Consider the following 23,464-nt stretch of genomic DNA (forward strand, 5'->3'; position numbering starts at 1 on the left):
ACTGGGTTGATAGGCCAGATATGGAAGCGCCGTAAGGTGTGGAGTTGACTGGTACTAATAGGCCGAGGGCTTGTCCTCAGTTGCTCGCGTCCACTGTGTGGTTCCCGGGTTGCGAACAGTCGCAGCGTCGGTTGAACCAAGTTTCACTTAATTAACTGAAGAGTGTGCTTGTTCGCTCGAACCCGATAGGGTTTCGGTGGTCATAGCGTTAGGGAAACGCCCGGTTACATTCCGAACCCGGAAGCTAAGCCTTTCAGCGCCGATGGTACTGCAGGGGGGACCCTGTGGGAGAGTAGGACGCCGCCGAACAATCTTTCAGGACCCTTGGTCCCAGCGTGCATGCTGGGACCAAGGGTCCTTTTTGCTTTGCCGAAGCGCGCCGAACTGGTCGGTGCGTGAGAATGAATGCAGTAGTACCGAAGACAGGAGTCACGTCGATGTCCCCCAACTCTTCCGACGATCGTTCGGAGCGCCGTCCTCAGCGGCGTGACGGAGGCGAGCGCGGTGGTTTCCGGCGTGACGACCGAGGACCGCGTCGCGACAGCCGTGGCGACAACCGCGGTGGCGACCGTGGTGGGTTCCGTCGGGATGACCGGCCGTCCGGTGGTGACCGGGGCGGGTTCCGGCGTGACGACCGCAGTGATGACCGTGGGCCGCGGCGGGATGACCGGCGTGATGACCGCGGGGGCTTCCGGCGCGACGACCGCGGTGGCGAGCGTGGCGGATTCCGTCGGGACGACCGTCCGTCGGGTGACCGCGGTGGGTTCCGTGGCGGCGAGCGGCGGGATGACCGGCCGCGTGGGCCGCGGCGTGACGATGAGCGGGGCGGCGGATTCCGTCGGGATGACCGGGGCGGGGAGCGTCCGGCCTTCCGTCGTGATGACCGGCCGTCCGGTGACCGGGGCGGATTCCGGCACGATGACCGCGGACCGCGGCGCGATGACCGGCGTGATGACCGTGGTGGTTTCCGGCGTGACGACCGTCCGTCCGGGGGCGACCGCGGTGGGTACCGTCGGGACGATCGGCCGTCGGGTGACCGTGGTGGGTTCCGTCGGGATGACCGGCCGTCCGGTGGTGACCGGGGCGGGTTCCGGCGTGACGACCGCGGTGATGACCGTGGGCCGCGGCGGGATGACCGGCGTGATGACCGCGGGGGCTTCCGGCGCGACGACCGTGCGTGACGACCGCGGTGATGACCGTGGGCCGCGGCGGGATGACCGGCGTGATGACCGCGGGGGCTTCCGGCGCGACGACCGTATCGACAAGGACGTCCGGCAGGAGCTGATGAGCCTGCCGAAGACGCTGGCCGGGGACGTCGCCAGGAACCTGGTGATGGTCGCGCGGCTGCTGGACGAGGACCCGGAGAAGGCGTACGGGTACTCGCGGGTGGCGCTGCGGCTGGCGTCGCGGGTCGCGGCGGTGCGGGAGGCCGCGGGCTTCGCGGCGTACGCGGTCGGCAAGTACAGCGAGGCGCTGGCGGAGTTCCGGGCGGCGCGGCGGATGACCGGCAGCGTGGAGCTGTGGCCGGTGATGGCGGACTGCGAGCGTGGGCTGGGCCGGCCGGAGAAGGCGCTGGCGATGGCCGGCGAGCCCGAGGTGCAGAAGCTGGACCGGGCCGGGCAGGTCGAGATGCGGCTGGTCGCGGCGGGTGCCCGGCGGGACATGGGTCAGGCGGACGCCGCGGTGGTGACGCTGCAGAGCCCCGAGCTGGCGTCCAGCGCCGTCCACCCGTGGACCGCGCGGCTGCGGTACGCGTACGCCGATGCGCTGCTGGAGGTCGGGCGTGAGGGCGAGGCCCGTGACTGGTTCGCCCGGGCGCTGGAGGCCGACCAGGGCGGTACCACGGATGCGTCGGACCGGCTGGCGGAGCTGGACGGCGTCGAGTTCACCGATGTGCTGGAGGAGTCCGGTGAGTCGGAGGAGAACGGCGACGCGGACGACGCGGACGGCGGTGAGCGGCCCGAGAAGGGCTGACGCACGCTGAGCGGACGATGAAGGGCGGGATCCCGTACGGGGTCCCGCCCTTCGGCGTTGTGTGGGGGTGTGGTGGGTCAGCGGGCCGGTGCGTGGGGGGCGATCGGGTTGCGGAGGGTGCCGATGAGTTGGAGGGCGCCGGCCGGGTCCTGGAGGTCGACCATCTGCTGGTTGTTGCGCAGCTGGAGGCGGTTCAGGCAGGAGAGCGCGAACTCGTCGGTGAACATGTCGTACTGCGCGAACCTGTCGGCCAGGTGGGGGTGGGCCGCCTGGTAGTCGGTGACGCATTCGGCGACCGTGCGCCAGAAGGTGTCCTCGTCGAGGATGCCGCGGTCGTCGAGGGTGGCGCTCAGGAAGCGGAAGAAGCAGTCGAAGACGTCGGTGAAGACGGAGAGGAGCTTCTTGTCCTCGGGGACGTCGGCGCGGATGCGTTCGACGGCGGGGGGCAGGACCGCGTCGGTGGGGGCCCCTCCCTGGCCCTCAAGGCCTTGGGGGACCATGACGGCGATCTCCTCCGCGATGTCCTTGAAGATCACGCGGGCCACGGCGCCGTCCTCGACGACCAGGATGGCGTTCTCGCCGTGCGGCATGAAGACCAGGTCGTAGGCGTAGAAGGCGTGCAGGACCGGGACGAGGTAGCCGTCGAGGTAGCGGCGGAGCCAGACGGCCGGTTCCAGGCCGGACTCCTCGATGAGGGCGCCTGCGAGGGAGCCGCCGTCGCGGTCGGTGTGCAGGAGCGAGGCCATGGTGGCCAGGCGCTGGCCCGGCTCCAGGGTGGGGACCGGGCTCTCCCGCCAGAGGGCGGCCAGCATCTTCAGGTACGGGGAGCCCTTCTCGGTGGCGGCCTCGTACTGGCGGTGGTGGTAGCCGATGGCGGCGCGCTCGCGGATGATCGAGAAGCGGGCGGCACGGAAGGTGTCGTCGGCGTCGATCAGGCGGGCGAGCCAGTCGTTGATGGCCGGGGTGGCCTCCATGTACGAGGCGGACAGGCCGCGCATGAAGCCCATGTTGAGGACCGAGAGGGCCGTCTTGACGTAGTGCTTGGCCGGGTCGGTGGTGTTGAAGAAGGTGCGGATGGACTGCTGGGCGAGGTACTCGTCGTCGCCGGGGCCCAGGCAGACCAGGTGCTGCCGGGCGACCTCGGCGGCGAAGGTGACCGACAGCTTGTTCCACCACTGCCAGGGGTGGGTGGGGAGGAGGTAGTAGTCGTCGGGGTCGAGGCCGAGGCCGGTGAGGATGGTGGTGAAGCGGGTGCGGGTCTCCTCGGGGAGTTCGGCGCGGATCAGGGCGTCGTAGTCGAGGCCGGCGCCGGCGGTGAAGGTGGCGTGGTCGCGGCGGGCGGCGAGCCAGATCAGCGTCAGCGGGTTGGCGGCCTCGGGGGCGTAGGCGTGGTACTCGTGGATGCCGAAGCCGAGGCGGCCGTTGTTGGCGACGAAGCAGGGGTGGCCCTCGGTCATGCCGGTCTCGACGGCCTGGAAGCCGGACTTGGCGAGTTCGGCGGCGGAGGGCTGGTCGAGGCCGAGCTTGTAGGCGGTGCCGGAGAGGGTGGAGCTGATCTCCTCCAGGTAGACCGGCAGGATCTCCTGGCCGAGGCCCAGGGACGTGCGGAGCTCGATGAAGAACTCCAGGGCCTCCAGGGGGAGTTCGTCCGCTCCGCGGTGGCGGGTGATGCTGTCGGCGTCGACCTGCCAGTGGTCGAGGGCGGCTCTGCGGGCGGCGAAGCGGTATTCCGTGCTGCCGTCGTCGCTGCGTACGGCGTAGTGGCCGTCCTGCGGCAGGCGCTGGGGGGTGAGCAGCCGTTCGTGGGCGAATTCGGCCAGGGCCTTGCGGATCAGCAGGCGGTTGGCGCGGGCCCACAGGGCCGGGGTGAGGTGGGCGACGGCGTCCTGGGCGGTGGGCATCAGTGGTCTCCTCGGGCGGCCAGGAACTGGTCGCGGGTGCAGGTGCTCAGGTAGGCGTCCTTGGAGGGCAGCGAGACGGTGCGCAGGATCTCGAAGCCGACGGCCTTGTTGAGGGCGTGCACGGCGGTGTTGCGGGTGTCGGGTTCCACGACGACGCGGTGGGTGGCCGGGTCGGCGAAGAGCATCTCCATGACGGTGGTGATCACCGCGCGGGTGAAGCCGTGGAGGGGGGCGGCGGTGGGCGCGGTGAGGAAGTGCATGCCGATGTCGCCCGGCTCGGCGGCGTGGATGCCGACCAGTTCGCGGTGGGCGGGGTCGTAGCGTTCCATCAGGAAGGCCGGGGTGCCGTTGTGCAGGCCGAGGAAGGCGTCGTGGTGGGGGTCGGCGGCGATCCGCGCGAACTCCTTCTCGACGGCGGCGAGGTCGCACTCCTGCATCAGCCAGAAGACGGCCTTGGGGTGGGTGACCCAGGAGTGCAGGACGGCGGCGTCGGCGGCGGGGTCGACGGGCCGCAGGGAGAACTCCCCCAGAGCGGGATCGGTGCGGGTGAAGACGGGGGCGGTCATGCGGGTATCTCCATGGGGTGGTGCGGGCCGGCCGGGGCGGCGAACTCCTGGAAGGCGATGGCCTTTTCGACCGGGTAGTACTCGCGGCCGAGCAGCTCGCGGACGAGGCACGAGTTGCGGTAGGCGGCCATGCCGAGGTCGGGGGTGACGAAGCCGTGGGTGTGCAGCTCGGCGTTCTGCACGAAGATGCCCTGGCCGGTGGTGTCGATGCTGTAGTTGCGGGCGACGGCGTAGCGGCCGGCGTCGTCCCAGGCGATCCGGTCACGGACCGGTTCGAGGAAGTCCGGTACGCGGTAGCGGTAGCCGGTGGCGAGGACCAGGCCCTGGGTGTCGAGGGTGAAGTCGGTGCCCTGTTCCTCCTGGCGCAGGCCCAGGGTGTAGGTGCCGGAGGTCTCGTCGTAGGAGGCCGTGTGGAGGGCGGTGTTGGTGAGCAGGCGGGTGCGGACCGGGCCGGCCAGGCTCTTCTGGTAGAGCAGGTCGAAGATCTCGTTGATCAGCTCGGAGTCGATGCCCTTGTAGAGGTGCTTCTGGGTGGCGTTGAGCCGGTCGCGGGTGGCCCGGGGGAGGGCGTGGAAGTAGTCCACGTACTCCGGTGAGGTCATCTCCAGCGTGAGCTTGGTGTATTCGAGGGGGAAGAAGCGCGGCGAGCGGGTGGCCCAGGTCAGGTGGTAGCCGTGGGCGTCGATGTCCGTGAGGAGGTCGTAGTAGATCTCGGCCGCGCTCTGGCCGCTGCCGATCAGGGTGATCGAGTCCTTGGCCTGGAGGGCGGGCTTGGCGTCCAGGTAGCCGGCGTTGTGCAGCAGGTCGCCGCCCAGGCCCTGGCACGCCTCGGGGAGGTGCGGCGGGGTGCCGGTGCCGAGGACGAGTTTGCGGGCGCGGAAGGTGAGGCGTTCGCCGGTGGGGAGGTGCTCGGCGTGGACGGTGTACAGCTCCTCGCGGGCGTCGTACTCGACGGTGGTGACGCGGTGTCCGAAGCGGATGCTGTCGAGTTTGCCGGCCGCCCAGCGGCAGTAGTCGTTGAACTCGGCGCGCAGCGGATAGAAGCTCTCGCGGATGTAGAACGGGTAGATCCGCCCGGATTCCTTGAGGTAGTTGAGGAAGGAGAACGGGGAGGTCGGATCGGCGAGGGTGACCAGGTCGGCCATGAACGGCACCTGGAGGTGGCTGCTTTCCAGCATCATGCCGGGGTGCCAGTCGAAGGACGGTTTGTCGTCCAGGAACAGGCCGTTGAGTTCGTCGATCGGCTCGGTCAGGCAGGCCAGGCCGAGGTTGAAGGGGCCGAGGCCGATGGCGAGGAAGTCGTAAGGGGCGGACACGGGGTCTCCGATGGGGGGTTCGGCTCGGGGAGGGTCAGCGCGCGCTGAGTGCCGGCCGGGGCTGCTCGGCGAGGAAGGCTCCGGCGTGCTCGGCGATCAGGTCGAGGACGGTGGCGATGTCCTCAAGGGTGGTCTCCGGGTTGAGCAGGGTGAACTTGAGGTAGTGGCGGCCGTCGACCTTGGTGCCGGCGACGATCGCGTCACCGGAGGCGAACAGCGCTTCGCGGGCGTGCAGGTTGACCCGGTCGGCGAGCTCGGGGTCCGGGTCGGCGCTGGGGACGTAGCGGAAGACCAGGGTGCTCAGCCGGGGTTCGGTGACCACCTCGAAGCGGGGGTCGTCGTGGAGGAGTTTCCACGCGTCGGCGGCGCGGTCCACGACCTCGTCGAAGAGTTCGCCGACGGCCCGGGCGCCCATGATGCGCAGGGTGAGCCAGAGTTTGAGGGCGTCGAAGCGGCGGGTGGTCTGGATCGACTTGTCGACCTGGTTGGGGATCCTGGCCTCGGCCATCCGGCGCGGGTTGAGGTAGTCCGCGTGGTAGGTGACGTGCCGCAGGGTGGCCCGGTCCCGTACCAGGATCGCGCTCGAACTGACCGGCTGGAAGAAGGACTTGTGGTAGTCGACGGTGACGGAGTCGGCGCGCTCGATGCCGTCGAGCAGGTCGCGGCGGCGGGAGACCAGCAGTCCGCATCCGTAGGCGGCGTCGACGTGCATCCAGGCACCGTGGCGGGCGCACAGGTCGGCGGTCTCCGGGAGCGGGTCGATGGAGCCGAAGTCGGTGGTGCCGGCGGTGGCGACGACCGCCATGGGTATCAGGCCGTCGCGGTGGCAGCGGGCCAGTTCGTCGGCCAGCGCGTCGGTGCGCATCCGCTTCTCGGCGTCGACGGGTACGGCGATGACGGCCTCGGCGCCCATGCCCAGCAGGGTGGCGGACTTGCGGATGCTGAAGTGGCTGCAGGCGGAGGTCAGGATGCGCAGCCGGGGGAGGACGTCGGTGAGCCGGGCGCCGGCCACGCCGTCCCGGGTCAGTTCGCGGCGGCAGGCCTCGTCACGGGCGAGCAGCATGGCCTGGAGGTTGGACTGGCTGCCGCCGCTGGTGAAGATGCCGTCGGCCAGCTCGCCGAGGCCGATCCGGGCGGCCGTCCAGTCGATCAGCCGGCGTTCGATGAGTGTGCCGCCGGCGCTCTGGTCCCAGGTGTCCAGGGAGGAGTTGACGGCGGAGAGGACGGCCTCGCCGACGAGTGCGGGGATCACCACGGGGCAGTTGAGGTGCGCGAGGTAGCGCGGGTGGTGGAAGTAGACCGCGTCGCGGAGGTAGACCTCTTCGAGTTCGTCGAGCGCGGCGGCCGCGTCGTGCAGCGGTGCGTCGAGGTCGACGCCGGCGATCGCGGGGGCGAGGCGGTCGACGGAGATGCCGGTGAACGGGCGGGCGGTACCGGCGATTTTGGCGCTGATCCGTGTGACGCTCTCGGTGACCGCGCTGTGGTAGCGGTGGGCCGTACCGTTGTTGAGCAGATACGTCCGGCTGTCGGCCGGGTCCTCGGCGGAGTGCGCGAGGAGACTCATGAAGGTGTCCTCCCTGGTGCGGAGTTGACCACGTCCTGCGCAGGGTGGGGTGTGCGCAGGGGCAGGGAGACCCGCCCGGCGACGTAGTGAGGTAAGCCTAACCTAACTACATCCCAGGTGGGGAGACGGGGCCCGGACCGGGCCCCGTCAGCGGCTTCAGTTGTCGTCCTCCAGCGTCCGGAGCACCAGGCCCGTGGCGGGCTTGGGCCCGAACGACGTGGACTTGCGGGGCATCGTCACCCCGCACTCCGCGAGTTGACGGACCGTCTCCTCGGACGTGGCGCGCATCAGCACGGCCGATCCGCCGTGCCGGGCGGCGTGCGTGACGGCGGCCTCGGCGTGGTGCAGATAGCCGATGTCCGACGGGTGGTCAGGGATGTGCCAGACCTCGTCCAGCAGGACGGAGTGCAGCACGGTGGCGTCCAGCCGCCGCCACGCCTCGGGCCGGTCCCGGCGGATCGTACGGTCCAGCAGCTCGGGATCCGGGCGGTCCAGGAGGTGGAAGGTGTCCGGCCCGCCACTGAGGACGAAGGCGGTACCGGGCGTCTCCTCCAGGGCCCCGAGGGCGTCCGGCAGCCCGCCCGCGAGCGGACGGGTGCGGAAGGCACCGGCGAGCTCCGCCAGCGCCTTGGCGGGCGGCAGATGCGGCAGCACGCGGTGGATCGCGCGGACCTGGAGCGGATAGCGGGCGGTGTCGACGAGCAGGACCAGGCCGGACGCCCAGGGGGAGGCGGCGGTGGCACCCGGCTGCTGCTCGTACAGCCGCTGGTAGGTCGCCCAGCGGTGGTGGCCGTCGGCGATCAGCGCCTGCCGGCGGGCGAGGTCCGCGTCGATGGTGGCGAGGTCGGCGGGGGCGGTGACCGCCCACAGGCGGTGGGTGAAACCGTCCTCCGTGGTGGTGGACAGCAACGGGGTGCCCTCCACCACGCGCTCGATCACCGCGGTGGCGCCGTTCGCCGGGTTCCCGCCACGGTACGACAGCAGCAACGGCTCGAAATTGGCGGCCGCGGCGCGCATCAGCGCGGCCCGGTCCTCGACGACCTCGGGGATCACGTCCTCGTGCGGCAGCACCGGGCCGTCCAGGCGCAGCGCGCCGATCAGCCCGCGCTGCAGCACCTCGCCGGAGCGCTGCTCGTACACGTACAGTGCGGGGTCGGGGTCCTGCGCCAGCACGCCCTCGGCGCGCCAGCGGCGCAGGGTGTCGGCGGCCTGGCGGTGCCGGACGGCCGGGTCCGCGGCGTGCGGCAGGATCAGCCGGACGATGTTGTACGGATCGGCGGTCTCCAGATGGCGCACCCCCTCCGGCCGGACCACCACGTCGTACGGCGGCGAGGTCACGGCGGTGAGGCTGCTGATCCGGTCCGGGGCGTAGCGCAGTCCGCGGAACGGGAGGAGGCGGAGGCCGTCGGTATCGGTCATTGAAGAATGCTATGCCGCGGGGGCGATGAGGGAAGATCGGGGGACAGTCCGGATGTGGCTGGAAATACCGGTAGGTGCGAGGAGCAGGACGGCATGAACGAGCAGGTTCGCAGGCAGCCCGACGGGAGCCGGCGCGCGCTGAGCGCGGCGTACGACACGGCGCTGCTGGATCTGGACGGGGTCGTCTACGCCGGTGGGCGGGCCATCGCGCACGCCGTTGCGTCGCTGACCACCGCCCGGGACGGCGGGATGCACCTGGCGTATGTGACCAACAACGCGGCCCGCACCCCGCAGGCCGTCGCCGACCAGCTGTCCGGATTCGGGCTGCCCACCGGTGCCGAGGACGTGATCACCTCGGCGCAGGCGGTGGCCCGGCTGATCGCCGAGCAGGTGCCGGCGGGTGCCCGGGTGCTGGCGATCGGCGGCGAGGGGCTGCTGGTGGCGCTGCGCGAGCGCGGTCTCGACCCGGTGTTCTCCGCGGACGACGACCCGGCGGCCGTGGTGCAGGGCTACGACCCGGCCCTGGACTGGGAACGGCTGGCGGAGGCCGCGTACGCGGTGCAGCGCGGGGTGCCGTGGTTCGCGTCCAACACCGACCTGACGATCCCCAAGGAGCGCGGGATCGCGCCCGGCAACGGCGCGTTGGTGGAGGTCGTCCGGATCGCGGCGGGCGGCGCGCCCCAGGTGGCGGGCAAACCGCAGCCGCCGATGCACCGCGAGACGGTGCTGCGGACCGGCGCCCGGCGGCCGCTGGTGATCGGCGACCGGCTGGACACCGACATCGAGGGCGCCTACAACGGCGCGGTGGACTCCCTGCTGGTGCTCACCGGTGTGACCACCCCCGCCGAACTGCTGGCCGCCCCGCCGGAGCACCGCCCCTCCTACGTGGACGCGGACCTGCGCGGGCTGCTCGTGCCGCAGCCGGAGGTGACCGCGGACGGCGGTGGTTTCCGGTGCGGTGGCTGGCGGGCCGAGGCCGCCGGCGACGTGCTCGCCGTGGCGGGCGAGGGGGAGCCGCTGGACGGGCTGCGGGCGCTGTGCGCGGCGGCCTGGACGCAGGCGGGGGACGGCAGTTGCCGGGCGGACGCGGGGAAGGCGCTGGCCCGCATCGGGATGTGAGGACGGCGCCCCGGGGCCCGGCGTGCGGCGGGGCCCCGGGTCTCGGCGGCCGATGGCTCAGTCCCGCTCGGCCGCCGCGGTGCCCGCCGTCAGCTCGGCGAGCAGGTCCTCCTCGGTGGCGCCGCGCCGCCAGTAGCCGGTGAACTTGACCGCGCGGCGGTCGAAACCGCGCTCGCGGACCAGATGACGGCGCACCGCCTTGACGGTGCCGGACTCCCCGGCGACCCAGGCGTACGGCGTGCCGGCGGGCAGCGCGGCGGTGCGCAGCGCATCGAGCACCGGTTCGTGGTGCGCCGCGGTGGCCGGGTCCCGGACGAGCCAGGTGACGTCGGCGTCCGCGAAGGTCGGCAGCGGCTGCCGGTCGTCCTCGTGCCCGATCTCGATGAAGACCTTGGCCTGGGTGCCGGGGGAGAGCCAGGAGAGGATGCCGGCGATCGCGGGCAGCGCCGTCTCGTCGCCGGTGATCAGGATCCAGTCGGTGCCGGCCGGCGGGCGGAAGTCGACGCCGCCGTTGTCCTCCACGGCCGGGGCGAGGACGGTGAGCCGGTCGCCGGGCCGGGCGGCGGCGGCCCAGCGGGAGGCCGGCCCGCCCTTCGCCGCGGCGGCGCCCGGCTCCGCGCCGTGCAGCGCGAAGTCCACGTCGAACTCCCCGGATTCCGGGCGCTGTTCGCGGATGGTGTACGAGCGCATCACCGCGCGCTCGGCCGGGTCCTGGGCCCGCCAGGCGGTGTACCAGCCCTCGCCCAGGTCGTCGAAGACCGGGCGGTCCTGGTGGGGCTGCGGGAGGAACAGCTTGAAGCGCTGGTCACGGCCGCCGGAGGCCAGTTCGTCCAGCCGCTCGCCGCCGAAGGTGACCCGCAGCATGGCGGGGCCGAGCCGTCGGGAGCGGACGACGTGCACGTCGAAGAAGCGGAACGGGGTGGTGGCGGGGGCGGCGGTCGTGGTCATGCGGGAACCTCCCGGACGGTGGTGGGGGTGGGGGCGGCCGCGGGGACGCGCGGGTGCGGACGGCGGTCCACCGCGGCCGGCGGACGTGCGGGGCGGACGGGGCCGGTCCGCGCGGCACGGCGCTGTGTCAGCCGGCCTTCCTGGCGCTCTCGATGGCCTTGGCCAGCGTCTCGATGAGCGGTGCGGAGCCCGCGTAGGAGAAGCGCGGCTCGCTCGACCACGGGGTGATCTGGCCGGCCTTGACGGCGGGCAGCTTCGCCCAGGAGGGCTTCGCGGCCAGGTCCTTGGGCTGGAGGGTGGCGGTCCGGTTGTCCAGCAGGAGTACGTCCGCCTTGTACTTGTCGGCGTTCTCCCAGCTCAGGCTCTCGAAGTAGCCGCCCTTGTCCAGGTGGTCGGGGACGATCAGGTCGACGCCGAGGGACTTGTAGTACATCAGGTCGGCGTTGATGCCGGGGTTGGAGGCGTAGAAGAGGTCCGGGCTGCCGGAGCAGGCGAGCACCTTGACCGGGTTCGACCTGGCGGCCTTGCGCAGCTTCTCGGCGGCCTTCTCGAAGCGGGACTTGGCGTCGGTGACCTTCTTGGCCTTGAGGTCGGCGCCGAGCGATCCGGCCAGTTCGGCGTAGCGCTCGATGATTTTGACGAGCGGGACGCGGGAGGAGGTGATGGCCACGGACCTGGCCAGCTTGGTGATCTTGTCCTTGCTGTCGTCCGGGACGAACCACAGCGCACCCGGCTCGTACATGTTGGTGACCAGCAGATCCGGCCGCAGACCCGCGAACTTCTCGACGTTGAACTGGTTGTAGGCGTTGCCGATGATGGTGACCTTGTCGACGTCGAGGTCGCCGGCCTGCGGGTCGGGCTTGCCGTTCTTGAGCTTGGTGGGGCCGAAGACGCCGACGATCTGGTCGTCGATCCCGAAGTCGTGCAGGGCGGCCGCGGTGCCGGTGAAGGCGACGATCCGCTGCGGGGTGCCCTTGAGGGAGACCTTCTGCTTGCGGTCGTCGGTGAAGCTCCACGGGCCGCCCTTGGCGCTGCCGTTGGCGTCCGCCGCCCCCTTGCCACCACCGCACGCGGCCAGCAGGGCGCCGATGCCGACGGCGCCGCCCGCGGCCAGGACGCCGCGGCGGGACGGGGATACGCTTCGGGAAGTGCTCATGGTGGCTGCGCTTCTCTCTGGGAGGGCCTGCACGTCAATATGAGGGTAGGCTAACCTAACTAGCGTGTTGGTCGACAGTCCCCCCGAAGCATCAACGGCCCCGGCCCCCACGGCACCCCGGAGGCGGCACGCCCTGCGCTCCGCGGGACTGCTCGTCTCCGTGGCCGTCCTCGCCGCCGTCGTCGTCCTCGGCATCGCCGTCGGCGCCAAACAGATCCCGCTCGACCAGGTGTGGCACGGGGTGTTCCACTACTCGGGCACCGACACCGACGTGGTCGTCCACGACGTGCGCATCCCCCGCACCCTGCTCGGTCTGATGGCCGGCGCCGCCCTCGGCCTGGCCGGCACGGTCATGCAGGCACTGACCCGAAATCCCCTGGCGGACCCCGGAGTTCTCGGCATCAACGCCGGCGCCTCGGCCGCCGTCGTCTCCGCCATCAGCTTCTTCGGCGTCACCTCCCTCACCGGCTATGTGTGGTTCGCGTTCGCCGGCGCCGCGGTGGTCTCGGTCGCCGTCTACGTCCTCGGCGGCACCCGCAACGCCACCCCCGTCAGGCTCGCGCTCGCCGGCACCGCGCTGACCGCCGTCCTCGTCGGCTACATCAACGCCGTCAACCTCATGGACACCGCGGCGCTCGACAAGATGCGCTTCTGGACGGTGGGTTCACTGGCCGCCGCCACCATGCCGACGGTCACCCACGTCGCCCCCTTCCTGGCCGTCGGCGGGGTCCTCGCGTTGCTGCTCGCCCGGCCGCTCAACGCCATCGCGCTCGGCGACGACCAGGCGCGGGCACTGGGCACCCGGCTCACCCGCACCCGGGTCCTGGCGATGGTCGCGGTCACCCTGCTGTGCGGCGGCGCCACCGCCGCCTGCGGCCCGATCGTCTACGTCGGCCTGATGGTTCCGCATGTCGTACGGGCCATCACCGGCCCCGACCTGCGCTGGATCCTGCCGTACTCCGCGGTGCTCTCACCGGTCCTGCTGCTCGGCGCGGACGTCCTCGGCCGGGTGGCGGCCCGCCCCGGCGAACTCCAGGTCGGCATCGTCACCGCCGTCATCGGCGGACCGGTCTTCATCTACCTCGTACGACGGCGAAGGATGGCCCAGCTGTGAACGCCCAAGCTGTGAAACCCGCGCAGGGCACGAAGGGCGCGGCGGCGCTGCGCACCAAGGGCCTCTCGCTGCGCCTGGACGTGCGGGCCGTGGTCGTCGGACTGGTGCTGCTGGTCCTCGCGCTGGCCGCCGGCGTCGCGCTGATCGGCTCCGGCGACTACCCGATGACGCCGGGCGAGGTGGTCGCCACGCTGACCGGCGGCGGCGACCCCGGCGCCCAGTTCATCGTGCAGGACCTGCGGCTGCCACGGGTGCTGGTGGGGCTGCTGGTCGGCGCCGCGTTCGGGATCGCCGGGGCGGTCTTCCAGACCGTCTCGCGCAATCCGCTCGGCAGCCCGGACGTCCTCGGCTTCGCCCAGGGCTCGTCGGTCGGCGCGCTGATCGCCATCGTCTACTTCCAGGCCGGCACCTTCGCGGTCGCCGCCGGAGCGGTCGCCGGCGGCGTGGCCACCGGAGTCGCGATCTTCCTGCTCGCCTGGAAGCGCGGCATCCACGGCTATCGCTTCGTGCTCGTCGGCATCGGGGCCAGCGCCATGCTCTACGCGATGGTCCTCTACCTGATGACCAAGGCCAACATCGTCGAGGCGACCCGGGCCACCACCTGGATGACCGGTTCCCTCAACGGCCGCGACTGGGACCAGGTGGGGCCGCTCGCCGCCGTCTGCGCCGTCCTGATCCCGCTGGTCCTCCTCTACGGGCGGCCGCTGCGGATGCTGGAGATGGGCGACGACGCGGCGTACGCACTGGGCGTGCGCGTCGACCGGGTGCGCATCGTCGTGCTGCTGGCCGCGGTAGTGCTGGTCGCCGCGGCCACCGCGGCGGCCGGGCCGATCTCCTTCGTGGCGCTCACCGCGCCCCAGCTCGCCCGGCGGCTGACCCGCTCGCCCGGCCCCAACCTGCTGCCCGCCGCGCTCATGGGTGCCGCACTGCTCGTCGCCGCCGACTGGGCCTCCCAGCGGCTCTTCGGCTCCGACCAGCTGCCGGTGGGCGTGCTGACCGGTGTCCTCGGCGGCGGGTACCTGCTGTGGCTGCTGGCCGTCGAGCGGAAGGCCGGGCGGGTATGAGACCCGGGCGACCCGGACCACCCGGGCCACAGCAACGACCGCAGCGCGACCACGTCCTCACCACCACCCCAGGAGTCTCCGAAGTGAGCCGTCTCACGGCCGAGAACGTCACCCTCGCCTACGACCGGCGGGTCATCGCCGAGAACCTCTCGGTCGCCATTCCCGACCGGTCCTTCACGGTCATCGTCGGCCCGAACGCCTGCGGCAAGTCCACGCTGCTGCGCGCCCTGTCCCGGATGCTCAGGCCGAGCGCCGGATCGGTGCTGCTGGACGGCGCGGCGATCTCGTCCCTCCCGGCCAAGAAGGTCGCCAGGACGCTCGGTCTGCTTCCTCAGTCCTCGGTCGCCCCGGACGGCATCACCGTCGCGGACCTCGTGGCGCGCGGCCGCTACCCGCACCAGGGGCTGCTGCGGCAGTGGTCCGGCGAGGACGAGCGGATCGTGACGGAGTCCATGGCGGCCACCGGCGTCGACGGGCTCGCCGACCGCTACGTCGACGAACTGTCCGGCGGCCAGCGCCAGCGGGTCTGGATCGCCATGGCACTCGCCCAGCAGACCCCGCTCTTCCTCCTCGACGAGCCCACGACCTACCTGGACATCCAGCACCAGATCGAGGTCCTGGACCTGTGCGCCGAGCTGCACGAGGAGCAGGGGCGGACGCTGGTCGCCGTGCTGCACGACCTCAACCACGCCGCCCGCTACGCGACCCACCTCATCGCCATGAAGGACGGCGAGATCGTCGCCGAGGGCCCGCCCGCCGACATCGTCACCGCGGACCTGGTCGCCCGGGTCTTCGGCATCACCTGCCAGGTCATCGACGACCCGGAGACCGGCACACCGCTGGTCGTGCCGGCGGCGCGGCAGCCGCGCGGCGGCCGGGCGGCACGGCGGGCAGCCGGTGAAACGGTGGGCACCGCTACAGCAGCGTCCTGAGGCGCAGCAGATCGCGCAGTCCGGCCTCCAGTTTGACCCGGCCGCTGCCCCAGGCCCGGGCGAAGTTCAGCCGGCCGTCCACCAGCGCGACCAGATCGTCACCCGTCATCGACAGCCGGATCTCGGCCTTGTCCGGCGGCGGGCCGGGCACGCAGGTCACGTCCTGGATGCTGCCCTGGGCCAGCCGGCCGAGGAACGTGACGTCCAGGTCGGTGATGCGGCAGCTGAGCGAGCGGTCGAGCGCGGCGGCGCCGCGGACCTTGCCGTCAGCCGAGGACAGGTTCTGGGCCAGCCGGTCGAGCGCGGCACGGCACTGGTCGAGAGTTGCCATCCCGATCGACGATACGCCAGGTCGCCGGGCCGCCGGTCCGCCCCGGACAGCCGCCCGCCGAGGTAGCGTCGGGGGCATGGAACAGTCCACGCCCGGCCCGGAGCCGGAGGCAGCCGACGGCACGGAGCAGGCCGGGCCCGCGCGCCCGGCCGGAGGCGCCGGGGAGGCGGCGGCCACCCGGGAGGCGGCGGCCACCGAGGAGGCCGGGCCCGAGCCGCTCGGCGTCGCCGTCACCCCCACCGGCCAGGCCGCGGTCGACGCCGGACTGCGGCGTCTCGCCGATGCCGACCACCTGCCGGTGGGCGTACACCTGAAGGTGTACGAGGATGTGCACCGCGGGCTCCGCGACGTACTGGCCGGTCTCGACCAGCACCCCGGGCCGCCCGCACCGTCCTCCACGACGCACGACAACAGGAGCTGAACCACAGGTGGCAGGAGTGGCACGACGCCGACTCGACGCGGAGCTGGTGCGCCGCAAGCTGGCCCGCTCGCGCGAGCACGCCAGCCAGCTGATCGCCGCGGGCCGGGTGACCGTCGGCGGCACCACCGCGAGCAAACCGGCCACCCAGGTGGAGACCAGCGCGGCCGTGGTCGTCCGCGCCGACGAGAACGACCCCGACTACGTCTCGCGCGGCGGTCACAAGCTCGCCGGGGCGTTCGCCGCCTTCGTCCCGCGCGGCCTGAAGATCGAGGGACGCCGGGCGCTGGACGCCGGCGCCTCCACCGGCGGCTTCACCGACGTCCTGCTGCGGGCCGGCGCCGGTCATGTCGTCGCCGTCGACGTCGGATACGGCCAGCTCGCCTGGTCGCTGCAGAGCGACGAGCGGGTCACCGTGAAGGACCGCACCAATGTGCGCGAGTTGACGCTCGACCAGATCGACGGGGTGCCCGTCGACCTCGTCGTGGGCGATCTGTCGTTCATCCCGCTGGGGCTCGTGCTGCCCGCGCTGGTCGGCTGCGCGGCACCGGACGCCGACCTGGTGCTGATGGTCAAGCCGCAGTTCGAGGTCGGCAAGGAGCGGCTGGGCAGCGGCGGGGTCGTGCGCAGCGCCGCGCTACGGGCCGAGGCCGTCACGGCCGTCGCGACCCGGGCGGCGGAACTGGGACTTGGCGTACTTGGAGTAGTTGCCAGCCCGCTGCCTGGACCTTCCGGGAATGTCGAGTACTTTCTGTGGCTGCGCGCCGGGGCGCCTGCACTCGACCCGGCGGATGTCGACCGTGCAGTGGCGGAGGGGCCTCGTTGACCACAACCCAGGCAGTTGAAGGCAGCGCAGCACACGAGAACACCGGAGCCGGGCGGACGGTGTTCCTGCTCGCACACACCGGCCGCCCCGCGGCCGTCCGCAGCGCCGAACTCGTCGTCCAGGGGCTGCTGCGCAGCGGCATCGGGGTGCGGGTGCTGGCCGAGGAGGCCGCGGACCTGCCGCTGCCGCCCCCGGTCGAACGCGTCGAGCTGGAGCAGTGCGCGGCCGAGGGCTGCGAACTGATCGTGGTGCTGGGCGGGGACGGGACCCTGCTGCGCGGCGCGGACTTCGCCCGGACGTCCGGCGTCCCCATGCTCGGCGTCAACCTCGGCCGGGTCGGCTTCCTCGCCGAGGCCGAACGCGACGACCTCGACAAGGTCGTCGACCGGGTCGTCACCCGCGCCTACGAGGTCGAGGAGCGCATGACCCTCGACATCCTCGTCCGCAACAACGGCAACATCGTGCACACCGACTGGGCGCTCAACGAGGCGTCGGTGGAGAAGGCCGCCCGCGAGCGGATGCTGGAGGTCGTGACCGAGGTCGACGGCCGGCCGGTCTCCCGCTTCGGCGGCGACGGCGTGGTCTGCGCGACCCCCACCGGCTCGACCGCCTACGCCTTCTCGGCCGGCGGCCCGGTGGTCTGGCCCGAGGTCGAGGCGCTGCTGATGGTGCCCATCAGCGCCCACGCCCTCTTCGCCAAGCCGCTGGTCACCTCGCCGCACTCGGTCCTCGCCGTCGAGGTCCAGCCCAAGACGCCGCACGGCGTGCTGTGGTGCGACGGCCGCCGCACTGTCGAACTCCCCGCCGGCGCCCGCGTCGAGGTCCGCCGCGGCGCGGTGCCGGTCCGTCTGGCCCGGCTGCACCACGCCTCCTTCACCGACCGCCTGGTCGCCAAGTTCGCCCTCCCGGTGGCGGGCTGGCGGGGAGCGCCCCACTAGCGGCCGCTCACGACGAACCCGCGAGGAGTGCCCTGGCACGGGCCAGGCCCGGGTCCCGGTGCGCGGCGAGGTCCTCGTCGTCGAAGACCGGGACCGGTACGGCCGGAGGGATGCCGGTGCCGTCGAAGGTCCGGCCGCCGGCGGTCAGGAACTCCTCGTTGGGCAGACCGAAGCGCCAGCCGTTCGCCAGGCCGCGGTCCAGGACATCGGAGAAGACGCCCTGGGTGTGCTCCCCGATCCGGGTGGGGGCGGGGGAGCGGCCCATCAGGGACTGGGTGAAGGTCTCGCCCGCACTGATGGTGAGGCGGCCGGTGAGCACCGCCACCGGGCCGGTGTAGACCGGCCCGTGGTGCGGCCGGACCCGCACCGGCACCGGCGTGGTGAACCGCGCCGGATCCCGCGGGTCGTTGCGCGCCCGCTTGCGGTAGGCGAGATAGCCGCGGTCGGTGAGCCGGGAGGCGATGCGCAGACCCAGCGGATCGGCGCCGCCGCCGTTCAGCCGGACGTCGACGATCAGGCCGCGCAGCGCCCCCGGCCCCCGCGTACGGCCCTTCGTGAACACCGCGTCCAGGGCCCGGTCGAGCTCGGCGACATCCCCCGCGTAATCGCCCTTCTTCGTGTACCGGGCGAACTGGGTGACGCGGAAGTACCCGATCCGGCCGGGCAGATCGGCATAGGACAGCCTGCCCTGCGCCCACTCGCGCCGGTGGACGCCGGGACCGAGGCCGGCCGTGATCGCCGCCTCGACACGGGCCGTGAAGGCCGGGGTGGGCAGGACCGTACCGGGACGTTTCCCCGCGAACCACCGGTCGGGGCCGGCCACGACCCGGGTGTGCGCGTCGTGCAGCGGCTCGATCATCGCGCGCAGCACCGCGAAGAGTTCGGCATCGGTGGTCCGGGCCGTGATCCGGGGGCGGTAGCGGTCGCGGACCGCCGCCCAGTCGACCTTCTTCGCCCGGAAGAACGGGTAGTTCTCGGCGTACGTCCGCCAGAACACGTCGAACGCAGCCCGGGGATCGCGCGGCGGGCGCTCGGCGCACCGGGCGGGCAGCGCGGCGATCCGGCGCAGGGCCCGCCGCCCCGCGTTGTCCGCACTCGTCCACCGGGCGCTGCCGGCCCCCTCCGGGGTCAGCGTGAGCGGCGCCGAGTCCGGGACCGTGAACCGGCTCCGGCCGTCCGCGTCGGGCGCGCCCGCCCGGGTACCCGTGACGGCCCCCGGCAGACAACTGACCGCGGTGGTCTCGTACGTCCGCAGGCTGCGGCCCTTGACGGTGACGAGGGTCCCGTAGCCGTCCATCCGCCAGACGCCCTCCAGGGACGCGCGGCCGGCGGACGCCGGCCGGGAAGCGGCCGGTTCCGGTGCGGAGGCCGGGCCGCCGGCGCAGGCGGTGGTGGCGGTCAGCGCGGTCACGGCCGTCACGGCGGCGAACAGCGCGAGCGTGCCGCGGGGGCGGCGGGAGCGGACGGGGCCGCTGTGGTCGTTCATCGATACCTCGTGAGGGTGATCAGGCCGCGGCCAGGGTGTCCGTGGCGCGGCGGCGCAGGGTCAGGTGGACCGGCAGACCGGTCGCGAGCAGGGCGAGCAGCAGGGTGCCGCCGGCGATCGCGGCGGCCGTCGTCCAGGGCACATACGGCAGCGCGGCACCGAACGTCCGCCGGAGCACCGGGGCGAGCGTGAGCAGGGCGATGGCCGCGCCGAGGACCAGGGCGGTGCCCGCGACGACGGCCGCCTCCCAGGCCGCCATCGCCCGCACCTGCCGGGGATAGGTACCGATCAGCCGCAGCAGCGCCAGCTCGCGGCGGCGCTCGGCGGTGATCACGGCGAGGGTGTTGGCGGCGGCGATGGCGGCGAACCCCGCGTACAGCCCGGTACCGACCTGGTCCAGCCACACCTCGTCGGGCGGACCGGCGGAACCGGTCAGATGCCGCGCGGTGGTGTGCAGCGCGATCTTCGTGGTGCCGAACGCCACCACCAGGACCAGCGGGACCACCGCCGCGGAGAACCGGCGGGACTGCGCCGTGACGTTTCGCATCGCCAGCCCGGCCGCGCCGCCGAACCGGCCGACCAGCCGGGACACCAGCCACGCCGCCGGGCCCACCAGCCGGGGCCCCAGCAGCGCCACCCCGGCGCAGAACAGCAGCAGGACCAGGAACGCGCCCTGACCGGCCTTCTCGGCGGGCTGGTCGGCCAGCAGCCGGGAGAGCAGCACCCCGCCCGCCGTCGCCAGCAGCCCCAGCGGCAGCCGCAGCGGACCCAGCTTCCGGCGCCCGGCCGCCGCCTCCGCGAGCGCCCGCGCGGGCCGCAGCCCCGCGAACCGTGCGGCCGCGATCAGCCCGGCCACCGCCGACGTCACCACCGCGACCGCCAGGCACACCGGCAGCGTCACCCAGCTGAACCGGAAGACCACCCCGCCGGGAATCAGGCCGCGGGCCACCATGCCGTCGAACCACCAGTGCGCGAGCACCGCGCCCAGCGCACATCCGGCGAGCGCCGCCGGCACGGCCGCCAGCACCGCCTGCGCGGCGACCGCCCGCCGGATCTGCCACGGCCGCGCACCGACCGCCCGCAGCATCGCGAACTCACGGTGCTGCTGGGCGACGGCCGTACCCATCGTCGAGGCGATCACGAAGACCGACAGATAGACCGAGCCGAGGAGCAGGACCAGCGCCATCTCCCCGACACCGTGGGCCACCATCGTCCGCCGAGCGGCGACCGGAACGCCGTCCGCACCGGCCACCGCGAGCATCGACACCGACGCCCCGACGACCGCGGCGGCGAACAGCGCCGCCACCGCCGTCCCCGCGAACGCCGGCCGGTGACCGCGCAACGCCGCGCGCGCCAAACCGCTGGGCATGAACGCCCCTTTCGTTTCGCAACCGTGATCAGGGCGGTCGAGCCGGAACGTGAGCGACCCGGCCGCCCCGGACGTGACCTGCGGGGTCGTCCCGGAAGCCCGCGGGGCCGCCGCCCCGGCCCCGTGATCAGGGTCGCGGCCCGGCGGTACCGGGCACCATGCGGAAACCCTCCGCTTTCGGGTGGGGTTTTCCGCAGTACCGGGTGGACGGGGGAGGGGAGGCCGTCGCGGGGCGCCCCCAGGACCTCGTAAGGTCGTATCCGTGTTGGAGGAGATGCGGATCCGGTCCCTGGGCGTCATTGACGACGCCGTAGTCGAGCTGTCCCCGGGCTTCACGGCGGTGACCGGCGAGACGGGCGCCGGCAAGACCATGGTCGTCACCAGCCTCGGCCTGCTGCTCGGCGGGCGCGCCGACCCCGCCCTGGTACGCCTCGGCGCGAAGTCGGCCGTCGTCGAGGGCAGGATCAGCGTCGGCCCCGACACCCCGGCCGCGGTACGCGCCGAGGAGGCCGGCGCCGAGCTCGACGACGGCGCCCTGCTGATCAGCCGCACCCTCTCCGCCGAGGGCCGCTCGCGGGCCCACGTCGGCGGCCGCTCCGTACCCGTCGGCCTGCTGGGCGAGTTGGCCGACGACCTGGTCGCCGTGCACGGCCAGACCGACCAGCAGGGCCTGCTGCGCCCCGCCCGGCAGCGCCAGGCCCTGGACCGCTACGCCGGCGACGCGGTCGCCGTCCCGCTCGCCAAATACACCGCCGCGCACCGCCGGCTGCGCGCCGTCACCACCGAACTGGACGAGCTGACCACCCGCGCCCGGGAACGCGCCCAGGAAGCCGATCTGCTGCGCTTCGGCCTCGACGAGATCGCCGCGGTCGAACCGCAGCCCGGCGAGGACACCGAACTCGCCGCCGAGGCCGAGCGGCTCGGCCACGCCGAGGCACTCGCCTCCGCCGCCACCGCCGCCCACGCCGCGCTGGCCGGCAACCCCGAGGACCCCGAAGGCGTCGAGGCCACCACGCTCGTCGCCGGCGCGCACCGCGCCCTCGAAGCCGTACGCGGCCACGACCCGGAGCTCGCCGGCCTCGCCGACCGCCTCGGGGAGATCGGCATCCTGATGGCGGACGTGGCGGGCGAGCTCGCCGGCTACGCCGACAACCTCGACGCCGACCCGCTGCGGCTCGCCGCGGTCGAGGAGCGCCGCGCCGCCCTTACCCACCTGACCCGCAAATACGGCGAGGACATCGCCGCGGTGCTGACCTGGTCGGAGCAGAGCGCCGCCCGGCTCGCCGAACTGGACGGCGACGACGACCGGATCGGCGAACTCACCACCGAACGGGACGCACTCCGGGCCGAACTGGGCGAACTCGCCCAGACGTTGACCGATGCCCGCACCGCGTCCGCCGAGCGCTTCGCGGACGCCGTGACCGCCGAACTCGCCGAGCTGGCCATGCCGCACGCCCGGGTGACCGTCGAGATCCGGCAGACCGAGGTGCCCGAGGACGCCGACGGCATCGTGGTCGGCGGCCGCACCGTCGCCTACGGGCCGGCCGGCGCCGACGAGGTCGAACTCCTCCTGGCCCCGCACCCGGGCGCCCCGCCCCGGCCGATCGCCAAGGGGGCGTCCGGCGGTGAACTCTCCCGGGTGATGCTCGCCGTCGAGGTGGTCTTCGCCGGCTCCGACCCCGTACCGACCTACCTCTTCGACGAGGTCGACGCGGGCGTCGGCGGCAAGGCGGCCGTCGAGGTCGGCCGGCGGCTGGCCCGTCTCGCCAAATCGGCCCAGGTCGTGGTCGTCACCCACCTCCCGCAGGTCGCCGCCTTCGCCGACCGCCAGCTCCTGGTGGCGAAGACCAACGACGGCTCGGTCACCCGGAGCGGCGTCACGATCCTGGAGGGCGAGGAGCGGGTCCGTGAACTCTCCCGCATGCTCGCCGGCCAGGAAGACTCCGAAACGGCCCGCGCCCACGCCGAGGAACTCCTGGAAACCGCCCGCACGGGCCGCTAGGGGCGGCATCCCGCCCGGCGGTGATCCCCGAGGCCGGCCGGACCACGCCCGCCCCCTAGGGTGACCGGAGTTCGAGCCGGCAGGGTGCCGGCCGAGGGGAGTGACATGGCGGCGGCAGGCGGCAAGGTGCTCACACGGATCTCGGCGCTGCTGGGGGCGGCTGGCGCGACCCGGGCCGCCTACGGGGCGCTCAGGAGCCGGCCGCCGGGCGGCGCCGTCCTGTGGGAGCGCAAGAACCACGCCGGCCGCACCGTCCATCTGCACGCCGGCCTCGCCACGGCCACCGGTACGGCCCTCGCCGTGGCCACCGCACCGGGCCTTCCGGCCCGCACCCGGGCGGCATCCACGCTGGCCGTACTGGCGGCCGGAGCCTGCGGGGCGTACGACGACGTCTTCGGTGCCAGTGACCCCCGCCGCGGCTTCCGGGCCCACCTCTCGGCGCTGCGGAACCGTGAGGTCACCAGTGGGGCGGTGAAGCTGTTCGGCATCGGTGCCGCCGGTCTCGCGGCGGGCGCCCTGCTGAAGGAACGCCCGGCCGACAAGCTCCTGGCGGGCGTGGTCATCGCAGGCTCGGCGCACCTGGTGAACCTCCTGGACGTCCGCCCCGGCCGCGCAGCCGGCGCCGTACTGGCCCTCGGCGCGCCCGGCCTCCTCCGCCGCGGCCCGGCGGGACCGCTGTCCGCCGCACCCATGGGGGCCGTGGCCGCGATCGCCCGCGACGACCTGGAGGAACGCACCATGCTCGGCGACGCCGGCGCCCACGCCCTCGGCGCCGCCCTCGGCCTCGCCATCGCCACCGGCACCACCCGCCCCTCCCTGACCGCCCACGCCGCCGCCCTCGTCGCCGCAACGATCGCGGGGGACCGCGTGAGCCGGTGGGCGGGGGCAGGAGGCGGCGCCAGCCGGTGAGAGGGCGACGGGGCGGGACGGGGGACCGGGGCAGCGAAGGGGCGGGGGCGGCGGGCGAGAGCTGGGGAGGCCGGGGCTTCCCCCGCCCCCTCCCCCTCTCCCCCTTCGGGGG

The 23,464-nt window shown here is 73.1% G+C and carries 20 protein-coding genes and 1 rRNA gene; 11 read left to right on the forward strand and 10 right to left on the reverse strand.

Annotated features, from left to right (window positions below):
• Positions 1-192: 192 nt before the first annotated feature.
• Together rrf and IG62_RS0137955 are read left to right on the forward strand one after the other, a co-directional pair.
• A 5S ribosomal RNA gene (gene rrf / locus IG62_RS0137950) occupies positions 193-309 on the forward strand.
• Between the two features lie 975 nt (positions 310-1,284).
• Positions 1,285-1,974, forward strand: coding sequence for a tetratricopeptide repeat protein (locus IG62_RS0137955; RefSeq protein WP_051799172.1), 690 nt, complete (start codon positions 1,285-1,287; stop codon positions 1,972-1,974).
• Positions 1,975-2,051: 77 nt separating this feature from the next.
• Here IG62_RS0137955 and IG62_RS0137960 read toward each other — a convergent pair whose 3' ends face one another.
• From IG62_RS0137960 to IG62_RS0137980, 5 genes are all read right to left on the reverse strand, one after another.
• On the reverse strand, positions 2,052-3,875 hold the full coding sequence (locus tag IG62_RS0137960) for an IucA/IucC family protein (protein ID WP_030814718.1): 1,824 nt from the start codon (positions 3,873-3,875) through the stop codon (positions 2,052-2,054).
• Entirely contained in the window at positions 3,875-4,441 is a 567-nt protein-coding gene (locus IG62_RS0137965) for a GNAT family N-acetyltransferase (protein ID WP_030814720.1), read from the reverse strand. The genes IG62_RS0137960 and IG62_RS0137965 overlap by 1 nt, the downstream gene beginning before the upstream one ends.
• Positions 4,438-5,757, reverse strand: a complete 1,320-nt coding sequence (locus IG62_RS0137970; protein ID WP_030814724.1) for a lysine N(6)-hydroxylase/L-ornithine N(5)-oxygenase family protein — start codon at positions 5,755-5,757, stop codon at positions 4,438-4,440. The genes IG62_RS0137965 and IG62_RS0137970 overlap by 4 nt, the downstream gene beginning before the upstream one ends.
• Positions 5,758-5,791: 34 nt before the next feature.
• Positions 5,792-7,321 carry a pyridoxal phosphate-dependent decarboxylase family protein gene (locus tag IG62_RS0137975; protein WP_030814727.1) on the reverse strand — a complete coding sequence of 510 codons (1,530 nt, stop codon included), beginning with the start codon at positions 7,319-7,321 and terminating at the stop codon, positions 5,792-5,794.
• Between the two features lie 156 nt (positions 7,322-7,477).
• Positions 7,478-8,740 (reverse strand): DUF1015 family protein, encoded by a 1,263-nt coding sequence (locus tag IG62_RS0137980; protein ID WP_030814730.1) that lies wholly within the window; start codon positions 8,738-8,740, stop codon positions 7,478-7,480.
• A 93-nt stretch (positions 8,741-8,833) separates the two neighbouring features.
• Here IG62_RS0137980 and IG62_RS0137985 point away from each other — a divergent pair, with 93 nt between their 5' ends.
• A complete protein-coding gene (locus tag IG62_RS0137985) occupies positions 8,834-9,859 on the forward strand; it encodes an HAD-IIA family hydrolase (RefSeq protein ID WP_030814733.1) in 1,026 nt (341 codons plus the stop codon).
• 57 nt (positions 9,860-9,916) lie between these two features.
• On the opposite strand, the gene IG62_RS0137990 is transcribed toward IG62_RS0137985, so the two are convergent.
• Both IG62_RS0137990 and IG62_RS0137995 read right to left on the reverse strand, forming a co-directional pair.
• The gene (locus IG62_RS0137990; protein ID WP_030814740.1) at positions 9,917-10,807 is read right to left on the reverse strand and encodes a siderophore-interacting protein; all 891 of its coding nucleotides are present in this window, start codon (positions 10,805-10,807) and stop codon (positions 9,917-9,919) included.
• A gap of 127 nt (positions 10,808-10,934) precedes the next feature.
• Positions 10,935-11,963: an ABC transporter substrate-binding protein gene (locus IG62_RS0137995; protein WP_030814743.1), complete on the reverse strand. Its 1,029-nt coding sequence runs from the start codon at positions 11,961-11,963 to the stop codon at positions 10,935-10,937.
• Positions 11,964-12,027: 64 nt separating this feature from the next.
• Here IG62_RS0137995 and IG62_RS0138000 point away from each other — a divergent pair, with 64 nt between their 5' ends.
• The 3 genes from IG62_RS0138000 (at position 12,028) to IG62_RS0138010 (ending at position 15,073) form a co-directional block, all read left to right on the forward strand.
• On the forward strand, positions 12,028-13,077 hold the full coding sequence (locus tag IG62_RS0138000; RefSeq protein WP_030814746.1) for a FecCD family ABC transporter permease: 1,050 nt from the start codon (positions 12,028-12,030) through the stop codon (positions 13,075-13,077).
• 11 nt (positions 13,078-13,088) lie between these two features.
• The gene (locus tag IG62_RS0138005) at positions 13,089-14,141 is read left to right on the forward strand and encodes a FecCD family ABC transporter permease (protein WP_051799170.1); all 1,053 of its coding nucleotides are present in this window, start codon (positions 13,089-13,091) and stop codon (positions 14,139-14,141) included.
• An 83-nt stretch (positions 14,142-14,224) separates the two neighbouring features.
• Positions 14,225-15,073 carry an ABC transporter ATP-binding protein gene (locus IG62_RS0138010; protein ID WP_030814756.1) on the forward strand — a complete coding sequence of 283 codons (849 nt, stop codon included), beginning with the start codon at positions 14,225-14,227 and terminating at the stop codon, positions 15,071-15,073.
• Here IG62_RS0138010 and IG62_RS0138015 read toward each other — a convergent pair.
• Complete coding sequence (locus tag IG62_RS0138015) at positions 15,057-15,404, reverse strand: SCP2 sterol-binding domain-containing protein (RefSeq protein WP_030814757.1); 348 nt, start codon at positions 15,402-15,404, stop codon at positions 15,057-15,059. The genes IG62_RS0138010 and IG62_RS0138015 overlap by 17 nt on opposite strands.
• A gap of 76 nt (positions 15,405-15,480) precedes the next feature.
• Here IG62_RS0138015 and IG62_RS0138020 point away from each other — a divergent pair, with 76 nt between their 5' ends.
• The 3 genes from IG62_RS0138020 to IG62_RS0138030 are packed head-to-tail and all read left to right on the forward strand — an operon-like array spanning position 15,481 to position 17,586.
• Positions 15,481-15,825 (forward strand): hypothetical protein, encoded by a 345-nt coding sequence (locus IG62_RS0138020; protein WP_030814758.1) that lies wholly within the window; start codon positions 15,481-15,483, stop codon positions 15,823-15,825.
• 7 nt (positions 15,826-15,832) lie between these two features.
• Positions 15,833-16,648 (forward strand): TlyA family RNA methyltransferase, encoded by an 816-nt coding sequence (locus IG62_RS0138025; protein WP_030814759.1) that lies wholly within the window; start codon positions 15,833-15,835, stop codon positions 16,646-16,648.
• Entirely contained in the window at positions 16,645-17,586 is a 942-nt protein-coding gene (locus IG62_RS0138030; RefSeq protein ID WP_234326912.1) for an NAD kinase, read from the forward strand. The genes IG62_RS0138025 and IG62_RS0138030 overlap by 4 nt, the downstream gene beginning before the upstream one ends.
• A gap of 7 nt (positions 17,587-17,593) precedes the next feature.
• On the opposite strand, the gene IG62_RS0138035 is transcribed toward IG62_RS0138030, so the two are convergent.
• Together IG62_RS0138035 and IG62_RS0138040 are read right to left on the reverse strand one after the other, a co-directional pair.
• Positions 17,594-19,072 carry a S41 family peptidase gene (locus IG62_RS0138035; protein ID WP_030814764.1) on the reverse strand — a complete coding sequence of 493 codons (1,479 nt, stop codon included), beginning with the start codon at positions 19,070-19,072 and terminating at the stop codon, positions 17,594-17,596.
• Between the two features lie 19 nt (positions 19,073-19,091).
• Positions 19,092-20,441: an FtsX-like permease family protein gene (locus IG62_RS0138040; RefSeq protein WP_030814769.1), complete on the reverse strand. Its 1,350-nt coding sequence runs from the start codon at positions 20,439-20,441 to the stop codon at positions 19,092-19,094.
• Between the two features lie 274 nt (positions 20,442-20,715).
• On the opposite strand from IG62_RS0138040, the gene recN reads away from it, so the two are divergent.
• Together recN and IG62_RS0138050 are read left to right on the forward strand one after the other, a co-directional pair.
• Positions 20,716-22,443, forward strand: coding sequence for a DNA repair protein RecN (gene recN, locus IG62_RS0138045; RefSeq protein WP_030814771.1), 1,728 nt, complete (start codon positions 20,716-20,718; stop codon positions 22,441-22,443).
• A 105-nt stretch (positions 22,444-22,548) separates the two neighbouring features.
• Positions 22,549-23,352 (forward strand): hypothetical protein, encoded by an 804-nt coding sequence (locus IG62_RS0138050; RefSeq protein WP_030814775.1) that lies wholly within the window; start codon positions 22,549-22,551, stop codon positions 23,350-23,352.
• Positions 23,353-23,464 lie beyond the last annotated feature (112 nt).

The sequence above is a fragment of the Streptomyces sp. NRRL S-337 genome, assembly GCF_000720175.1.
GTDB classification, from domain to species: domain Bacteria; phylum Actinomycetota; class Actinomycetes; order Streptomycetales; family Streptomycetaceae; genus Streptomyces; species Streptomyces siderophoricus.